Consider the following 16,911-nt stretch of genomic DNA (forward strand, 5'->3'; position numbering starts at 1 on the left):
GTCTGCCTTCCGTTGGGCGGACAGCGCAGAAGCGGACCGGCGCCAACCAACCCCGCTTCTGCGCCTTTGCTTTCCTTACCTGCCAATAGGCACAGGTGTTCTCACCACGTGACCAAGCAGCCCGTGGTCTGTCTCCTCTGGACTTTGGTGTGACTGTCCGATGCGGACTAGACGGTCTCGCTCCCGACGTTATCGGGGCTCCCGTTGCGGATCGCGTTGGCTTTACGGCGCTCCCGCCCGGCCCAATAGAGCGCCTCATGGTGGTGACCCCGGTCCACCTCGGCGATCCGGTCGTACACCGCAGCGCTGCGCTGGTAGTAGGCCAGCACACCGACTGTTCGGCGTTGCTCGCCGGCCGCAGCCGCACCAGCGCGTCATGAGCCTCGATCAACGTGCGGCTGGTGTTGGCCTGCTGCCAGGCCGCTGGCATCAACGGCTGGTGCTGCTTACCGGTCATCGCCGCTCACCACCACGGCGCGGAGTGGGGTCGATCAGCCCACGACCCACGCCCGAGTCCCGCAACCTCACGACCCCACCCCGCTCAGGCCGCAGCCGACTTCGCCGCCGGCTTACCCTGCTCAACCGGCAGCGCCGAGCGCATCGCCTTGGCCCACAACGTGTAGGACACCCACCCGTCCCGCACATACGGCACCGCACTCATGTCCTCGAAGGCCGCCGGCCGAAACGGCGTCCCCGGAATCGCCGGCAACGGCTCCGGCTGGTACGTCGCCGCGATCTTGACCACCTGACCGGTGTTCTTCCCCTTCGCCGACGGATCAGTCACCTGCACCGCCCACACCGGCAACCCCGAGACCGCATCCACCGCGTCCTTCGGCTTGCCGTTGTTGTAGTCCTTGGCCCGCTCGACACTCATCACGTAGCACCCCTGCGGGAACACGTCATCGAACGGGATCTTGAACCGGTAACCACCTGGGATAGCCATCTGCTGTGTCCTCTCTCAGCCACCGACCTCGGTCGGTCCTCTAGACAAGTTCCAAGGTACATAGTCGTCTAGAGGAGTTCAATCGGGAAACATGATCCTTCGCTTTCGGGAACGCTCAGCGAGCCGGGACGTCGTACTCCAGCACGTAAGCGTGTGAGACCTTGACTGTGTCGCACACCTCAACCGGCAGGTCATCCACGTCGAACGCAGTCCGGACCAGGGTCATCACCGGCACTCCCGCCCCGATCTGGAGCACCTTGCGCTCCTCCGGAGTCGGCATCCGCGCCGTGACCTCCTCGGTGAAGCGCCCCAGCTCGTGCCCCTGCTCCTCGATCCGCGCATAGATACCGCCTGGCCCGGTGTCGGTGCTGGTGATCGCCGTCCCCGCCGCGATCGACTCCGGGACGTAGGACGTGGCGATCTCCACCGGCACCCCATCGGCCAGGTACCGCCGCGACCGCATGACCACCCGCGCGCCTTCCGCCAGGTGCAGCCGGTCGGCGATATCGGCCGGGGCCGGCTCCGTAGTCACCGAGATCTGATCCACGGTCGCCTTGCGGCCGGTGGCCTCAGCCTCTACTAGGAACGCCGCCTTGCCCTCCTTGCGATGCGCTCGCGCGAACCGGTTGGACGCCAACCGCCGCACCGGGGGAGCCGATCGCACGAACACACCCTTGCCGTGCTCGGCGACCACCAGGCCCTCACCACGTAACTCCTGCAACGCCTGCCGCACGGTCATCCGAGCCACGCCATAGTGCTCGATCAGCTCGCTCTCCGACGGCAGCTTCGCACCCGGCGTGAGCTTGCCCGTCGAGATCAGCCGACGCAGCTGCGTAGCGATCTGCCGGTAGGGTGGGCGGTCGTCAGTCCTATCGATGACACCGAGGTCAACCATGACGGACTCCTGTAGACGACTAGACAAGTGACAGTATGGCACGCCCGGTCGGATAAGGAAAGTTCGGCATGACCGACACCCCGAAACACTCAGTCAGCGTCGCCGGAATCATCATCGACGCCCAAGACCGCGTGCTCGTCATCCGCCGCCGCGACAACAACAAATGGGAACCACCCGGCGGAGTCCTCGAACTCAACGAAACCTTCGACGAAGGTGTCCGTCGCGAAGTCCTTGAAGAAACCGGCGTTACCGTCACAGTCGATCGCCTCACCGGCGTCTACAAGAACATGAACCGCGGAATCGTCGCGCTTGTCTTCCGTTGTAGTGCCGATCATCTAAATGCGGTAATCACGAGCGAATCAGCCGAGGTTCGATGGATGAGCCGTGCAGAGGTAGAGGAAGCAATGGACGCAGCCTATGCCGTCAGGGTTCTTGATGCTTTTGCCGACGATGTCCGAACGCGTGCTCACGACGGCGTGGGCCTAGCCTAGAGCCAAACCTGAGATCCTGCGTGCGCAAGAATGTTTCGTGAATCAGGAGCGGCGAGATCGTCCTATGCGATACCGAAATAGCTCTTAATGAGTCCGCCGACCACGCCGCCAATTGCCGATGTGGCTATCTTTCCGCTTGCATTGGCCGCCCCTAAAGTTAGCTTGCCCAACCAGGCATTCACTCGCGGCCCGGGCGTATCGGGGGCCTGCCCGCCGGCTTCTTCGCGATCCGCACGTAGCGCATCGCGTAGCTCGCCTATTTGTGATTCGCTAATTCCGATCGAGGCTAGTGAAGAGATTAGCGCCGCCTCGTCCCCGCGAGGAGGAGCTGCGATCTCCTGGTGAAAGTCCGAGCTCTGGATCGCGACATTGTTTGATCCGCCGTATATGTTATTGATGATTGTTTGAGCAGTTGCCGTATCGATTTTGGATGTACCACGCTCTCCTACGCCAGGAGAAACCCCCTCTAACGTTAGCGCCAGGTCGAGTACGCGCGAGCGCACTGTATCAATGATGGCACTGAGCTGCTGAGGGCTAACGCGACGGGTTGCTTGCATAAGGCCCATGTATGGGTACAGTTTTATTCTGCCTTGTTGCAACATGTAGTTGGTCATACTTATGGCATCGGCGGGCCAGGGTGAACCAAGGTTGTCCGCACTCTTTGCTTTTCCTAGCTCCTGGAGTTCGGCGATCGGCTGCGGAAACGCAACCTTGAATAGGTAGCCTTCACGTAGATTTTCCGGAAACGCACTAGGCGGAATCGGAGCGTTATTAAGCCCGCTTCCCATTGGCCCAGAAAAATGGCCAAGCACTTCAGCTTCGAACGGCCCCCTGTAGGATGGAAGCTCGTCAGAATTAGAGTAACCAACAAGTTCGTGCTCTACCCACTTCGCGAGGTCTCCTGTGCCGATTCGCGACGCCAGGACCTTGACCTTCCTCAGAAGGCTAGATACCGGGACGTCGTCTCCACTAGCACTCTCGATGATCTCGTCTAGGAGTGTCATGACGTTCATGTCGCAGGCGAGTGGCCACCCGTTTCAAGCGCATTCAGTGTCAGTGCCGTTACGGTAGGTAATACAGGTCTTGCCGGGTAAGTCGCTGCCCCGCTAGTAACGCAGGTCGGTGGCGCATTTTTGTTTCCTTGTGGTTCCTCGCGTGGTTCCTCGTGGTTCCTGCTGAATTTGCCTCTATGGGATCAAGGCGGGCCGCCGGTGGCGGCCCGCTCGGGTGTGCCCGTTGCGCTGGTCGCTGCGCCGGCATCCGTCGCGGCACACGGCCGGCTGCCGCTTCGCTCACGCCGGCCGGGCCGCGCGGCGCAGCTCAGCGCGGCAGGGCACGTCCGCGAACCGTCATCGGCGGCCACCTGGATCAGGAGCGCGACCGGCAGGATCAACGAGCAGTCCGCGCGCCTCATCTATGGGCGGCCCCTCGCAGGCACTGATCGTTTAACGCCAGGCCGCCGGCATCAAGGGCGCTCCTACGTCGCGTCGGCTTCGCCGATGGCTGCGCCACCCTTGACACCGACGACCCGGCGCTAACTGCCGGCCAGTGCGAAGGGACGCACCCGAGCAGGACCCGACCTAAAGGGAGCCCAGCATGCGCCGCGCCGTCAGCCCCAACCAGCTCGCTCTCTGGCCGCGCTACCAGCTGACCGGGTTGTTCGTGCCGATCGTTCTCGTTCGGACGGCGCCGCGCGTCAGGGTGCGGTATGTGGTGATCACCCGACCAAGATCAGGCCGCCTCCAGGCCGTCGCAGGTCGGGTAGTGGGGAGAATCCGGGAGAACTGGCGAGAGCTGTTCGGGCTGGTCAGATGGCACGCACGGCGGGTTGGCCTGGAGTGGGGCTGACCTCGACGAGAGATCACCCAAATTTACGAGGGAACCAACCAGATCCAGCGGCTGGTAATGGCTCGGTACCTACTCAAGGGCTAGGGCACGGGAAGCGATGGTCTTCGGATAGCGTTCCAAATTGGCCGGCGCAGGGGTCTGATCGGTTGCAATGATCTGCGCCATGTTCACGCGGGCAACGCTGCGGCTCGTGGCACATGAACGTGATCAATTGGTGTGTCGTGTCAAGGATCTGTCCCAATCCGCGTGTGCCCGATCGCCGCGAATGGCGGCAAAGTGATGGTTGTGCGTCGTTGCCTTGGCGGGTCGCCAATTAGGCGGGCCCCGTCCGGTCCGTGTGATCTTTCGAAGGCAGGGCGATACTGACCGTTGTTTGTGGCGCACTCGTCTGTGACGATGTACGTCCGTGGCGGCAGTCCGGGTGCGAGGGAGCCATGACGAAGAAGACGAGGCTTCGACCTCGCGGCCAACGGGTCACGACGCTTGGTCTCCTGGTACTGCTGATCCCCGCGGTGGGCGTCGCGGCCGCGCTCAAGTGGCCCAACGCGGGAGAATGGGCGCTCGCGACCGCGACCGCGCTCACCGCCCTTGCCGCTGGGGCGGGATCAATCTGGATACGCTGGCAAGATCAGCGGCTGGACGCCAAGAGCACCATCCGGCGTAGTTTTCTTGGAACCGATGCGCGTATAGGGGACAAGCTTCCGGTAGTCGCCGATATCGACCTCCAGGCGTTGCGGGTGCATGCCGCGGTGGTCGATGTGCCCTACATTCCACGGCGATCCAAGGAACGTGAGGTCGCCGACCATCTGCGGGCGCAACGGCCGGTACTGATTGTCGGATCTTCCATGGTCGGTAAGACCAGGTTGGCCGTCGAGGTGGTCAAGGACCTGTTTCCGGAGCGGCCGGTCCTGATTCCCGATTCGCCGACAAGTCTTGCTGAGCTGGACAAGGCTGACATGGTGCTCCGGGATCACGTGATCTGGCTTGACGATCTGGACCGTTTCCTGGCCGGCAACGCGCTGACTCCGGGCCTGATTACCCGTCTGGCCGCACAGAACTGCATCGTGGCCACCATCCGCGCTCGCGAGTGGGATCGGTTTCGGCCTACCGACCAACTTCGCCCTCCGGAATGGGATCTGCTGATCGCGTTCTGCAAGGTCACTCTCGATCGAGATCGGGACCGGCCGGCGGACGACGACATCTTGCGGGCCATTCCTGATCCGCAGGTTCGTGAGCGCATCATCAACATCGGGATCGGTGAGTACGTAGGTGCCACGCAGCATGTCGCCGATCAAATAACCCTCGGTGCTCATTACAACCCGTTGGGGTACGCGCTGCTCCTGGGTGCCGTCGACTGGAGGCGAGCCGGGATCATTCGGGGTGTGCCGGCCGAACTGTTGCCGGCATTGGCTGGAGCGCGCCTGACCGCGCGGCAGCGCGCCGACCTTGGCAACAGTGACAACTACGCGGATGCGCTGCGGTGGGCGACTCGCGAGATCAACCCGACGGTCGCACTGCTCGAACTCGACGAGAGCGACAACTACTCCGTCTACGACTACGCCCTCGATCAACTCATGGTTTCCGACCCGACCGTCCCGCTCGATACCTGGGAACTCGTTATTGATCACGCAACGGCGGACGAGTTGAACGCCGTCGGTTATCAGGCGGAAGTCACCTACCGTCTCCATCAGGTGGCCGAGCGGTCCTGGCGGCGAGCCGCCGAGATCGGCAATGCCGGCGCCATGAGCAATTTGGGTGTGCTGTTGGCGCGGCGCGGTGATGACGTGGAGGCGGAGTCCTGGTATCGCCGCGCGGCTGATGCTGGCGATGCGGACGCCATGTACAACCTGGGCGTGCTGTTGGCTCGGCGGGGTGACGCCGTGGAGGCGGAGTCGCTGTGGCGCCGCGCTGCTGATGCGGGTGATGCGGACGCCATGAGCAATTTGGGTGTGCTGTTGGCTCGGCGCGGTGATGACGTGGAGGCGGAGTCCTGGTATCGCCGGGCGGCCGATGCGGGTGATGCGGATGCCATGTACAACCTGGGCGTGCTGTTGGCTCGGCGGGGCGACGACGAGGACGCGAAAACCTGGTATCGCCGCGCCGCTGATGCCGGTCATGCCGCCGCCATGTACAACCTGGGCGTGCTGCTGGCCCGGCGGGGCGACAAGGAGGAGGCGGAGGCCTGGTATCGCCGCGCTGCTGGCACCGGACATGCCGCGGCTGTGAACCAGTTGAGCGTGCTGCTCGCGGAGCGTAGTGAGATGGACGAGGCCAGCCGCTAGCCGACCTGGCGGGTCACGTCGGGGCAGCTGAGCTTGATCGTCCACGCGGGACACAAAAAGGCAGGGGAAATCTCTACTCCCTGCCACTTTCAACATATAGCGCACCGGGGGGCTTGCGGCAAGGCCCGGGGGGTGGCGCAGAATGGCCGGCCGGGGTCAGGAGCTGCGGAAATCGGGCGGGTACGGCGCCGGATCGGGTGGAGTTGCTGGCCGGAGAATGCGAACTGAGGTGAATCGGGGGCTCATGTTTGACGTGATCGTTGCCGGGGGCGGACCGACCGGGTTGATGCTGGCCGGGGAATTGCGGTTGCACGGGGTGCGGGTGCTGGTGGTGGAGAGGGAGGCGGAGCCGACCAGGTATGTCCGCGCGTTGGGGCTGCACGTGCGCAGTATCGAGGTGATGGATCAGCGCGGCCTGCTGGAGCGGTTCCTGGCGCACGGGCAGAAGTATCCGGTCGGCGGTTTCTTCGCGGCCATCCCGAAGTCGTCGCCGGAGCGGTTGGACACCGCGCACGGCTACGTGCTCGGGATTCCGCAGACCACCACCGATCGCCTGTTGGAGGAGTATGCGATCGAGGTGGGGGCCGAGATCCGGCGTGGGTGCGAGCTGGTGGGGCTGAGTCAGGACGATCAGGGGGTGAGCGTCGAGTTGGCTGATGGCGCGCGGTTGCGGGCGCGATACCTGGTCGGCTGCGACGGGGGGCGGAGCACGGTGCGCAAGTTGCTGGGCGTGGGCTTTCCTGGTGAGCCCTCGAGGGTCGAGACGTTGCTCGGCGAGATGGAGGTGGGCGTGCCGCCGGAGGAGGTGGCGGCGGTGGTGGCCGAGGTCCGCAAGACGCAGCTGCGGTTCGGCCTCGGGCCGCTCGGGGACGGGGTGTATCGCGTCGTCGTGCCGGCCGAGGGGGTGACCGAGGATCGCGCGGTCGCGCCCACGCTCGCGGAGGTCAAGCGGCAGTTGCGGGTGTTCGCCGGCACCGACTTCGGCGTGCATTCGCCGCGCTGGTTGTCCCGGTTCGGCGACGCCACCCGGCTGGCTGAGCGCTACCGGGTCGGGCGGGTGCTGCTGGCCGGGGACGCGGCCCACATCCACCCGCCGGTCGGTGGGCAAGGGCTCAACCTCGGCATCCAGGACGCGTTCAACCTCGGCTGGAAGCTGGCCGCCGAGATCAACGGCTGGGCGCCGGCCGGGCTGCTGGACAGCTACCACACCGAACGGCACCCGGTGGCCGCCGAGGTGCTGAACAACACCCGCGCGCAGATGGTGCTGATCTCACCCGAGCCGGGCCCGCGGGCGGTGCGCCGGCTGGTGTCCGAGCTGATGGTTTTCGAGGAGGTGAACCGTTACCTGACCGAGAAGATCACCGCGATCGCGGTTCGCTACGACTTCGGCGAGGGGCATGAGCTGCTCGGCCGGCGGATGCGGGACGTGGGATTGAAGCGGGGGCGCCTCTACGAGCTGATGCACGGCGGCCGTGGCCTGTTGCTCGACCAGACCGGCCGGCTTTCCGTTGGGGGATGGGCGGATCGGGTCGATCACGTCGTCGACGTCAGCGAGGAGCTGCAGGTGCCCGCCGTACTGCTGCGGCCCGACGGCCACGTGGCCTGGGTCGGTGACGACCAGCAGGATCTGTTCGACCGACTGCCCACGTGGTTCGGCGCCGCCGTCAGCTGAGCAATCCCGCACCTTGGTCGGGTCCCGGATCCTTGAAATCTGCCCGAAAAGCCGGTGCCGGCGGGCGGATCGGGGTATTAGAATTTGCGTCCAGCCGTGACTGGGGTGACGGCTTCGGCGTCGGGGGGCGGCGGGCTGGGGGGCTGATCGAATGGCTCAGATTCTGGACTATTCCGCGGGTTATCCGGGTGCGGAGAACGTGCGGCGGATGGGTTTTGCCGGGGTGATCCGGTATCTGCGCAAGGAGGGGTCGTCCCGGGTGCGGCCGCTGACCGCGGCTGAGGTGGCCGACATGCGCGCCCGTGGATTGGGGATCGCGCTGGTGTACCAGCACGTGTCGACCAGCCGGGTGAGCCAGGGCCGGGCGGCGGGACGGCATGACGCGAACTGGGCGTTGAGCCAGGCGCGGGCGGTGGGGATCGAGCCGAGAGCCATCTACTTCGCGGTGGACTATGACGCCGGCCCGGGCACGGTGGTCGAGTACTTCCGGGGAGCCTGCGACGTTCTGGGCGTGGGCCGGGTCGGCGGGTACGGCGGATTCCGGGTGGTGGGCCACCTGTTCGATCTTGGGCTGATCCGCTGGGGCTGGCAGACCGTGGCGTGGTCGGCCGGGCGGCGCGAGGGCCGCGCGCACCTGTTCCAGCGGCTCGGTCAGATCAGCTGTGGCGGCATCCGGTGCGACGTCAACGACGTGCTCAAAGCCGACTACGGGCAAACCTCGGGGCCGGGGAGCGATGAGGAGGACGACATGCCCTACAGCGAGAAGCAGCTCGAAGACGTGGTCTACCGCGCCGTGCACAACCTGCTGATCGACGCGCACAGCGAGGTGCCGGGGATGGGGGCCGGCGCCGCGAACGCCCTGCGCGGCATCCTCGCCGGGCTCGCCGGGCCGGACCCGGCCGAGTTCGCCGCGGTGCTGGCCGGCCCGCTCGCCGAGCGGCTCATCGCGGCCGGCGCGTTGGGCATCACCCCGGACCAGGTCGCTGACGCGCTGAGCGGGGTGCTCGGCCAGTTCGGCATTGCCGCGCAACAGCCCGAGCGGGAAGGCAGCGTCCCCTGATGTCCGACTACACCCGTTCGATCGTTCGGACCGTGGTCCCCGGCGTCTGGGCCGTGGTCGTGCTGTGGCTGGCCAAACTCGGCCTTCCGCAGCCGGTGTCGGACTGGCTGGCCAGCACCCCGGTCGCCGAGAAGGTCACCGAGCTGGCGGCCCTCGGCGCGGTGTACGCGGTCGTCCGCTGGATCGAGCCGCGCATGCCGGACTGGCTGACCCGGATCCTGCTCGGCTCCGCCCGCCCGCCGGTGTACCGCGAGGCCGAGCAGAAGACGCCGGTCGCCCATTGACTATGGTCTCACCATAGTCAATTCTGGGCGATGTGGAGCGGCGTGGCTACCGGTCGAGCCGGCGGGAGGAACAGGCCCGGCTGACCCGGCGACGGGTGCTCGAGGCGGCCTCGGCGGAGTTTCTCGAGCGCGGGTTCGCCCGCGCGACGATGCGGGCGATCGCCGCGCGGGCCGGGGTGTCGGTGCCGACCGTGGAGCTGCTGTTCGGCACCAAAGGACGATTGCTCAAGGCGGCGATCGACGTCGCCATCGCCGGTGACCACGAGCCGGTGCCGGTGCTCGACCGGAGCTGGGCCGAGGCGGCGGTGCGGGCGGAAGGTCCGGACGGATTCCTTGCGGTCGTCGCGGACGTGGTCGGCGCGGCCCAGCAGCGGTCGGCCGGCCTGGTGCTGGCCGCGTTCGAGGCCGCGGGCGCCGACTCCGAACTTGCCGAGCTGGCCGCGGAACTGGCCGCGCAACGCGGCACCACCGCCGCCTGGATCGTCGACCAGTTGTCCCGCAAGGCATCCCTGCGCGCGGACGGCACCGCGGAGGAGGCCGTCGACACCGTGTGGATTCTGATGGACCCCGCGGTGTTCGACCGGCTCACCCGCCGGCGCGGATGGACCGTCCCGCGGTACCAACGCTGGTTCGCCGGCTCGGTCGGCCGGCTGTTGATCGACACCCAACCCGGGAGGCGAACGCCATGAAACACCCGTCGCACGGCCAGATCGGCTACCTGCAACTGCCCGCCACGGACATCGCGCGCTCGGCGGCGTTCTACGAGTCGGTGTTCGGTTGGGTGGCCGATCACACCCTTGGCGGTTTCGAGGCCCCCGGGATGATCGGCCAGCTGACCACCGAGCTGGGGCCGGCCGGCGCCGGTGGACCGGTGCTCTGGATCTGTGTCGACGACCTGTATCCGGCGCTGCGGCGGGCGATCGCGGCCGGCGGCGCGGTGCGGGACCGGCCGAGGCTGGACGGCGGTGAACGCTGGCTCGCCGAGATCGACGACCCGGCCGGCAACCGGATCGGGCTGGTCGCGCCGGTCCGCACCGCTGCGCCGCAGACCATGATCGCGGTGCGCGACGTCGAAGCGTCGAGTCGCTGGTACCAGCAACTCCTTGGCCTGCAAAGTGATCACGGCGGCCCGGCGTACGAACGCCTGCTCGCCGACGGAACCCTGGTGCTGCAACTGCACCATCTCGGCGTCGAGCACCACCACGGCCCGGTCGCCGACCCGGACCGCGAGATCGGCAACGGCGCCCTGCTGTGGTTCGGCGAGGTCACCGACTTCGACGGCGCCGTCACCCGCGCCAAGGAACTCGACGCCGCCATCCTGCGCGCCCCACACCGCAACCCACCCGAAGGCCAGGGCAACGGCCCGGCCCACCGCGAACTCTGGATCAAGGACCCCGACGGCTACACCGTCGTCATCGCCAGCCCCGACGGCGAAGCCTGGGAGAACTGACGGTCAGCGCATCAGCAGCAGGCACGCCAGGCACCGCCGGTCGTCCGGGTGGGGTTCGGCCAGCCGGGCGGCCAGGGCACTGTGGTCGCACATCGCCCGTGCGGTCAGCTCGCCGATCATGTCGGGGTGGAAGGCGTGGCTGAGGTGATCCCACGGGGAGGTGAGCCAGACGGGCTCAGCCATGGCAGCGTCGCCGGGCCGGGAGCGGGTTCGCTGTTCAGCCAGGCTTGCCGAAGTCCGGCATGACGCGGTCGATTCATCCCTGTCACCTCTCGTACGGAGGCAATATCGGTCCTCGTGGGCCGCAAGAACACCGCCGTGGAAGCACAGCTCGCGGGGCAGCGGCTGGCCAATCCTGCCTGTCGAGCAGGGAAACGGTCGTGGCCATGACGGAGTAGCCTCGCGAGTCGATATCCGGGGACGGGAGCGGAACGTTGGCCGAGCTTGAGCTGTTGCCGTTCGACGAATACGTCGCCGGGCTGCCCAGAAAGGTTCTCTCGGCGGGTGTGCTGCTCCGAGACGAGCAGGGTCGCGTTCTGCTTGTCGAACCTTCTTACAAGCCCTACTGTGACATTCCCGGCGGCGTGGTCGAACCCGGCGAAGGCCCGTGGGAGACCGCTCAGCGCGAGTTGTACGAGGAGACCGGACTGGAGCGTTCGCTCGGTCGCTTGCTGGTCGTCGACCACGTGCCGGCCGAGAATGACGGCCTGCCCGAGCGCATCGCGTTCGTATTCGACGGCGGCCCGGTCGAAGAGCGGGATCTCGCCGGAATGCGGCTCGGTGCCGAGATCGTCTCCGTTTCGCTCCACACCGCAATGGATATGCGGAACAAGGTCAAGCCGGTTTTGGCCGCCCGGATCACGGCGGCGGTCACAGCGGTTGAGAATGGCGAGACCACGATGTGCCAGCAGGGAAGGATCATCAGTTGATGTCCGATCCCTGGTCGCTGTCCGAGAACCTCGCACGGATCCGCAAAGCGCGTGACCTGTCTCAGGAGCAGCTCGCCGCGGCGGCCGGCGTCGCGGTCGACACGGTGGCCCGGATCGAGCGCGCCGAGCGGCGGACCACCCGGCCGTCCACTGTGCACAAGTTGGCCGGAGCTCTGGGAGTCACGCCGAGCGTGCTGCTCGGCATCCAGCAGCCGGTCGGGACGGTCAGGGTCGATGTCGGCGACCTTCGCAGAGCCGTCACCGCGACCGAGCACATTGCCGGCCTCGTCGAGTTCACCGAGCGCGCCGAGGTCATTCCCGTCGAGGTGCTCACCGACATGGCGCGTCGCGCCTGGCAGGCCTACGTGGATGGCCGCCATGCCGAGCTGTTGTGCGTGCTGCCGCCTCTGCTCATCGACATCCTCCGGTTCGCCCATTCGCATCAGGGTGACGATCGGGCCGCCGCGCACCGGGTGCAGTCCGCCGCATACCGCTTGGCCGCCGGCGTCGCCGGACGGTTCGATCTCGACGACCTAGCGTGGACCGCCGCCGAGCGTGCCGTGCAGGCCGCTGGTAGCTCCGACGCACCCGATCTCCAGACCGCGATCTCGGTGCGGTATCTCGTGTGGACCCTCGTTCGGCAGGGCCGTGCCGAGGAGGCCGAGCAGGTTGCGGTGAAGGCGGCGGAGCGGGTCGAGCCCGGCCTGCTGGATCCCGAACAGCATCGAGTCGGTGTGTTCGGCAACCTGATGTTCAATGCGGCGGCCGCCGCGATCCGGTCCGGCAATGGCGGGCGGGCCGGGGACCTGCTCGCCGTTGCCCAGTCCGCGGCGGTGCGGTTCGGGCGGGACCACAGTTCAGAGGCAGCGATCTTCGGGCCGAGGGTTGCCGCGTTCCAGGCAGTTGAGCAGGCCGTGCGGCTCGGCGACTCCGAGGCCGCACTGCGTCTCGCGGAGCGCACTCCGACGACACGGGGCGAGGTGCCGGCGTTCTGGGAAGCCGGCCACCGGCTCATGCTCGCGGCCGCATCGGCTGACTTGCGTGCTGACCGACGAGCGCCCGCCTACCTGGCGGAAGCGCGGGCGATAGCTCCGGAATGGGTGCGGTACCAACCTCTTGGTGCGGGGACGATGCGGATTCTTGCCGACCGCGCGACCAGGCGGCGTGGGTTGCTGTTCGCCGTCCTTGCGACGCACTACGGCGTCATTTAGTCCCGGTTTGTCCCGCGGGGCTGCGCTGGGGTCAGGTGGGGAGGTCGACCGTGGTGCGTTCGGTGGTGCGGTGGGAGGGGAGGGTGGCGGGGTCCGGGTTGGTGATGTGGACGAGGGAGGCGCCTGCGGCGAGGGGGGTCAGGAACGCTTCCAGGAGGCCGGTGGGGATGGTCCAGTCGCGGGTGGACAGGATCCGGGAGGCGCGGGTGAGGGCGAGGGCGGTGGCGCGGGATCGGGCCTGCGACAGAGTTTCGGAGACGGGGGTGCCGGCGAGGGCGGGAGTCGAGTCCGGGACCGGGACGACGGGGAGGAAATCGTCGGCGTGGATGCGGCATTCGGCGATGTAGTCGAGGGTGCCGTCGGGTGGGGTGCCGAGGTCGCGGCCCATGGGGTCGAGGGAGGCGATGACGGCGACCTCGGTGGGCGGGATCGGTGCACCAGGGGGAAGGAAGGTGAGGCGGGCGGGGCCGGTGGTGATGTTGGCGCCGCACCACCAGGCGCCAAGGAGGATGCCGGCGGTCTGCCAGTGGGCGGGGAGCAGGACGGCGATGTCGGTCCCCGGCCCGACATCGTGTTCGTCGGCCAGCCAGTTGGCCGTCTTGGCCGCCCAGTTTCCCAGTGTGGCAACGGAAAGCTCGACGCGGGTGCCGGCGGCGTCGTCGTAGTGGGTGATCAGGGGGCGGGCCGGCGCGGTGTTCAGCAGCGGGCGGAGCAGGGCCTCGGTGATGCTCAACGACGCTCCCGGTACACAGAGTCTCAGTCGATGCAGGGCACCGCTGCGGCGCGCGCGACGGCGGAGCCATTCAACGCCAACGGCTGCGGGCCGCGCAGACCGGGTGGACCGGTGGGGGGTACGACCGGGCTGGGCATGGGTGGCCGGGCCCCGGAGATGAGTTGGGCGATGTAGCTGTGCACGGCCGGAATGTCCACGGTGATGATGCTCTGGCCGCGGTCGTTGCGGGCGCCGACGCCGGTGACCGGGATGGTGACGAACTCGACCGCGCCGGATGCCAGCGCCTGGGCCTGGTTGACCAGGTCCAGGAAGTGCAGGCCCGGGTCCATCACCACGGTCTTGGACACCGCGTCGGACAGTTCGTTGAGCTTGCCGGTGTCGGTGAGCATCCCGCCGGAGAGCACCTTGTTGATCGCCGAGGACAGGAACACCTGCTGGCGCACGATCCGGTCCAGGTCGCCGCGCGGCAGGTTGTTGCGCTGCCGGACGAACGACACCGCGTCGGCGCCGCGCACGGTCTGCGTTCCGCGGCGGAAGTTGGCGCCCGAGTCGGTGTCGCTCGTGGCCTGCTTGAGGCACACCTCCACGCCGTCGATGGCCTTGGTGAGCAGGTAGAACCCGTACAGCGTGATCTCGGCGTAGTGGTCGATGCGCACCCCGGTCAGGCCCTGCACCGCCCCGATCAGCGCGCTGCGCCCGGCGCTGTCGGAGTCCCGCTCGATCTTCTTGCGGTCCTTCTCGCCGGCCCGCACCATGTCCTCGGCCGCCCTGGCCTTGGTCACGCCGAACGCGCCGTTGATCTTCTCCTCGCGCCAGTTCGGTACCGGCACGTAGGTGTCCCGCGGGATCGAGACGGCATACCCCTTGGCGCCGTTGCGCGGGAACCGCACCAGGATCAGCGTGTCGGTGTTGAGCGTCTCGGTGGCCTCGGTGCGCAGCTCCTTGAGCAGCTTCAGCGGCAGCGGGTTGCCCTGCAGATCGGTCCGGGTGTCGCTGCCGACGATCAGGATGTCGTTGGCCCCGTCGTCCACGGCCGGCGCATCGGCCTGCTCCTGCGCCTCGGCCAGCGCGTCGGTGGTGTTGACGCTGTCCTGCAGCTGGTCGACCTTCACGTCCACCAGCGCGGTGGCGGCGAGCACCGCTGCGGAGAACAACCCGATCAGTACCCGAACGGAGATCAGCAGCACCCGTGGGCCGCGCCGGCGCCGGGGCGGGGGCGGGGGCGGGGGCAGCTCGTCGGGGTCGAACGAGCCGGCGACCGAGACGATGTCCGTCGGCCCGTCCTCACTCATTTGCCCACCTCCGCTCCCTCCATCAGGTTAGCCGGGGTGGACGTTAGTTCACGCAGGTGAGACTGCCTGCCACGATCGGGGACGGTAGGACGGGCTCGGTAGTGGTAGGTGTACTCGGTGTGGTCGGCTGGCGCAGCACCTTGCCCTGGGCCGAGCCGGACGGGTAGTCGCTGCCGAGCAGCACCCGGACCCGGCCGGCCGGCAGGCTCAGGTCCATCTCCAGCCCGAACTGCCGGCCGAGCGCACTGGCCACCAGCTGCGCGCTGTACTGCTCGCCGGACGCGTACCTGATCACGGTGACCGCCTGCGCCGGCGACTCGGCGATCTCGCCGCGCCGGAAGCCCTGACCCACCAGCCGGTCCGCAACGGTGGCGGCCAGGCCGGCGGTCCCGGAGCCGTTGCGCACGTCGACGGTGATCGACGACGGCTGTTGGAGCGGCGGCGGGTCGAACTCGGAGGGGCCGGCCCGGGGCGGCACCTGGGTGGGGGTGGTGCGGGACGGGCGCGTCGTGGTGGTGGTGGATCCGGACGGTGGGGTGAAGTCCGGCCTCGCCGACGGCTCGGCCCCCGCCCCGGCCGCCCCGACCAGCCCGGCCACGAACTGGTGCACCTCGGCCGGATCGACCCGGATCACGTCCGCGCCGCCGATCTTGGCGGCGCCCTGGGTGGGGATCGTGTAGAAGTCGATGTTGCCGCTGGTCAAACCCTGCATCTGGGCGGCGAAGGTGAACAGCTCCCAGCCGTTGCTGAGCACCACCGACCGCTGCACGGCGCCGACCAGCTCGCGGATCTTGGCCGGGCTGGTCAGCATGTCGGCGGAGAGCACCTTGTCGGCCAGCGCGCCGAGGAACACCTGCTGGCGCACGATCCGGTCCAGGTCGCCGTTGGGCAGCTCGTACCGCTGGCGCACGAACGCGAGCGCGGCCGCCCCCTCCACGGTCTGCCGCCCGGCCGGGAAGTTCGCCCCGGACCGCCGCTCGTCCACCGCCTCGTTCAGGCACACCTCGACGCCGCCGATGGCCTTGGTGATCTCGTAGAAGCTGGCCAGGTTGACCTCGGCGTACCGGTCGATGGTGACCGCCTTGCCGATCAGCGTCTCGATCGTCTCGATCAGGTTGCGCCGGCCGACCGTGGCCGCCTGCGTCTCGAGCGCTTTGCGGTCCGAGATGGTCCTGGCCAGGTCGCGCCGGGCGTCGTTGTAGGCGTAGGCGAACGCCGAGTTCAGCTTGTGCCTGCCGAACCCGCCGGCCAGCTGGACCCACGAGTCGCGCGGGAACGAGATGGCCACCGCCCGGGTCCCGTCCACCGGGATGTGCACCAGGATCATCGTGTCGGTGTTGCGCTCGCCCTCGTTCACACCGGCGTGCAGCATGTCCATCACTTCGCGGGGCAACGGGTTGCCGTTGGCGTCGGTGCGGCTGTCCATGCCGACCAGCAGCATGTCGACGGCCCCGTCGAGCGGGATTCGGGTGTCGGCCACCTCGTGGTCGATCACGTCGGTGGTGACGGTCGTCCCCGAGAGGTCACCGACCGTCCACCAGGCGTAACCGGTCGTGGCGAGCACGGCGGCCGACACCACGGCGGACATCGCCCGGCCGGTGCCGAGGCCGACGGAACGCAGCAGGTTGCCGCGGGGCGGCGGCGACGCTAACGGGGGCTCCGGATCGGGCGTGACCTCGGGCTCGGCGGGCGGCGTTTCGCCAGACCCGTCCGTGTCGTCCGAACGCTCGTCCACGCGCTCTCCCCATCCCCGGTCCACCCGGTTGCCAGCCTACTGACCGCCGTGTTAAGGCGCTGCTATTCGTTTCTACGCAGCCGCGC

General features: G+C 67.8%; 17 protein-coding genes. 9 read left to right on the top strand and 8 right to left on the bottom strand.

Annotated elements, in window-relative coordinates; all coding sequences use genetic code 11:
* Window positions 1-167: 167 nt before the first annotated feature.
* From VFV67_RS34745 to VFV67_RS34755, 3 genes are all read right to left on the bottom strand, one after another.
* Window positions 168-329 carry an AMED_5909 family protein gene (locus VFV67_RS34745; protein WP_326474966.1) on the bottom strand — a complete coding sequence of 54 codons (162 nt, stop codon included), beginning with the start codon at window positions 327-329 and terminating at the stop codon, window positions 168-170.
* 212 nt (window positions 330-541) lie between these two features.
* A complete protein-coding gene (locus VFV67_RS34750) occupies window positions 542-943 on the bottom strand; it encodes a hypothetical protein (RefSeq protein WP_326474967.1) in 402 nt (133 codons plus the stop codon).
* A 115-nt stretch (window positions 944-1,058) separates the two neighbouring features.
* Complete coding sequence (locus VFV67_RS34755; RefSeq protein ID WP_326474968.1) at window positions 1,059-1,838, bottom strand: GntR family transcriptional regulator; 780 nt, start codon at window positions 1,836-1,838, stop codon at window positions 1,059-1,061.
* Window positions 1,839-1,906: 68 nt separating this feature from the next.
* Between VFV67_RS34755 and VFV67_RS34760 the strand changes: the two genes are divergently transcribed.
* A complete protein-coding gene (locus VFV67_RS34760) occupies window positions 1,907-2,329 on the top strand; it encodes an NUDIX hydrolase (protein ID WP_326474969.1) in 423 nt (140 codons plus the stop codon).
* A gap of 62 nt (window positions 2,330-2,391) precedes the next feature.
* On the opposite strand, the gene VFV67_RS34765 is transcribed toward VFV67_RS34760, so the two are convergent.
* Window positions 2,392-3,342 carry a hypothetical protein gene (locus VFV67_RS34765; RefSeq protein WP_326474970.1) on the bottom strand — a complete coding sequence of 317 codons (951 nt, stop codon included), beginning with the start codon at window positions 3,340-3,342 and terminating at the stop codon, window positions 2,392-2,394.
* Window positions 3,343-4,611: 1,269 nt separating this feature from the next.
* Here VFV67_RS34765 and VFV67_RS34770 point away from each other — a divergent pair.
* From VFV67_RS34770 to VFV67_RS34795, 6 genes are all read left to right on the top strand, one after another.
* Complete coding sequence (locus tag VFV67_RS34770; RefSeq protein ID WP_326474971.1) at window positions 4,612-6,459, top strand: tetratricopeptide repeat protein; 1,848 nt, start codon at window positions 4,612-4,614, stop codon at window positions 6,457-6,459.
* 244 nt (window positions 6,460-6,703) lie between these two features.
* Window positions 6,704-8,131: a rifampin monooxygenase gene (gene rox / locus VFV67_RS34775; protein ID WP_326474972.1), complete on the top strand. Its 1,428-nt coding sequence runs from the start codon at window positions 6,704-6,706 to the stop codon at window positions 8,129-8,131.
* Between the two features lie 151 nt (window positions 8,132-8,282).
* Window positions 8,283-9,191, top strand: a complete 909-nt coding sequence (locus VFV67_RS34780) for a glycoside hydrolase domain-containing protein (protein ID WP_326474973.1) — start codon at window positions 8,283-8,285, stop codon at window positions 9,189-9,191.
* Window positions 9,191-9,475 (top strand): hypothetical protein, encoded by a 285-nt coding sequence (locus VFV67_RS34785; RefSeq protein WP_326474974.1) that lies wholly within the window; start codon window positions 9,191-9,193, stop codon window positions 9,473-9,475. Before VFV67_RS34780 ends, VFV67_RS34785 begins: the two co-directional genes overlap by 1 nt.
* Window positions 9,476-9,507: 32 nt before the next feature.
* Window positions 9,508-10,164: a helix-turn-helix domain-containing protein gene (locus tag VFV67_RS34790; protein WP_326474975.1), complete on the top strand. Its 657-nt coding sequence runs from the start codon at window positions 9,508-9,510 to the stop codon at window positions 10,162-10,164.
* A complete protein-coding gene (locus VFV67_RS34795; RefSeq protein WP_326474976.1) occupies window positions 10,161-10,925 on the top strand; it encodes a VOC family protein in 765 nt (254 codons plus the stop codon). The genes VFV67_RS34790 and VFV67_RS34795 overlap by 4 nt, the downstream gene beginning before the upstream one ends.
* A 3-nt stretch (window positions 10,926-10,928) precedes the next feature.
* On the opposite strand, the gene VFV67_RS34800 is transcribed toward VFV67_RS34795, so the two are convergent.
* Window positions 10,929-11,108: a hypothetical protein gene (locus tag VFV67_RS34800; RefSeq protein WP_326474977.1), complete on the bottom strand. Its 180-nt coding sequence runs from the start codon at window positions 11,106-11,108 to the stop codon at window positions 10,929-10,931.
* Window positions 11,109-11,359: 251 nt separating this feature from the next.
* Here VFV67_RS34800 and VFV67_RS34805 point away from each other — a divergent pair, with 251 nt between their 5' ends.
* Together VFV67_RS34805 and VFV67_RS34810 are read left to right on the top strand one after the other, a co-directional pair.
* Window positions 11,360-11,854 (top strand): NUDIX hydrolase, encoded by a 495-nt coding sequence (locus VFV67_RS34805; RefSeq protein ID WP_326474978.1) that lies wholly within the window; start codon window positions 11,360-11,362, stop codon window positions 11,852-11,854.
* Entirely contained in the window at window positions 11,854-13,065 is a 1,212-nt protein-coding gene (locus VFV67_RS34810) for a helix-turn-helix transcriptional regulator (RefSeq protein WP_326474979.1), read from the top strand. The genes VFV67_RS34805 and VFV67_RS34810 overlap by 1 nt, the downstream gene beginning before the upstream one ends.
* A gap of 31 nt (window positions 13,066-13,096) precedes the next feature.
* Here VFV67_RS34810 and VFV67_RS34815 read toward each other — a convergent pair whose 3' ends face one another.
* Genes VFV67_RS34815 through VFV67_RS34825 form a run of 3 tightly spaced genes read right to left on the bottom strand, consistent with a single transcriptional unit; the run spans window position 13,097 to window position 16,825 of the window.
* Complete coding sequence (locus VFV67_RS34815) at window positions 13,097-13,798, bottom strand: TIGR03089 family protein (protein WP_326474980.1); 702 nt, start codon at window positions 13,796-13,798, stop codon at window positions 13,097-13,099.
* Window positions 13,799-13,821: 23 nt separating this feature from the next.
* Window positions 13,822-15,090: an LCP family protein gene (locus VFV67_RS34820; RefSeq protein ID WP_326474981.1), complete on the bottom strand. Its 1,269-nt coding sequence runs from the start codon at window positions 15,088-15,090 to the stop codon at window positions 13,822-13,824.
* A gap of 43 nt (window positions 15,091-15,133) precedes the next feature.
* Window positions 15,134-16,825, bottom strand: coding sequence for an LCP family protein (locus VFV67_RS34825; protein ID WP_326474982.1), 1,692 nt, complete (start codon window positions 16,823-16,825; stop codon window positions 15,134-15,136).
* Window positions 16,826-16,911 lie beyond the last annotated feature (86 nt).

It is taken from the genome of Actinophytocola sp. (assembly GCF_035762905.1).
In the GTDB taxonomy this organism is placed as follows: domain Bacteria; phylum Actinomycetota; class Actinomycetes; order Mycobacteriales; family Pseudonocardiaceae; genus DASYTH01.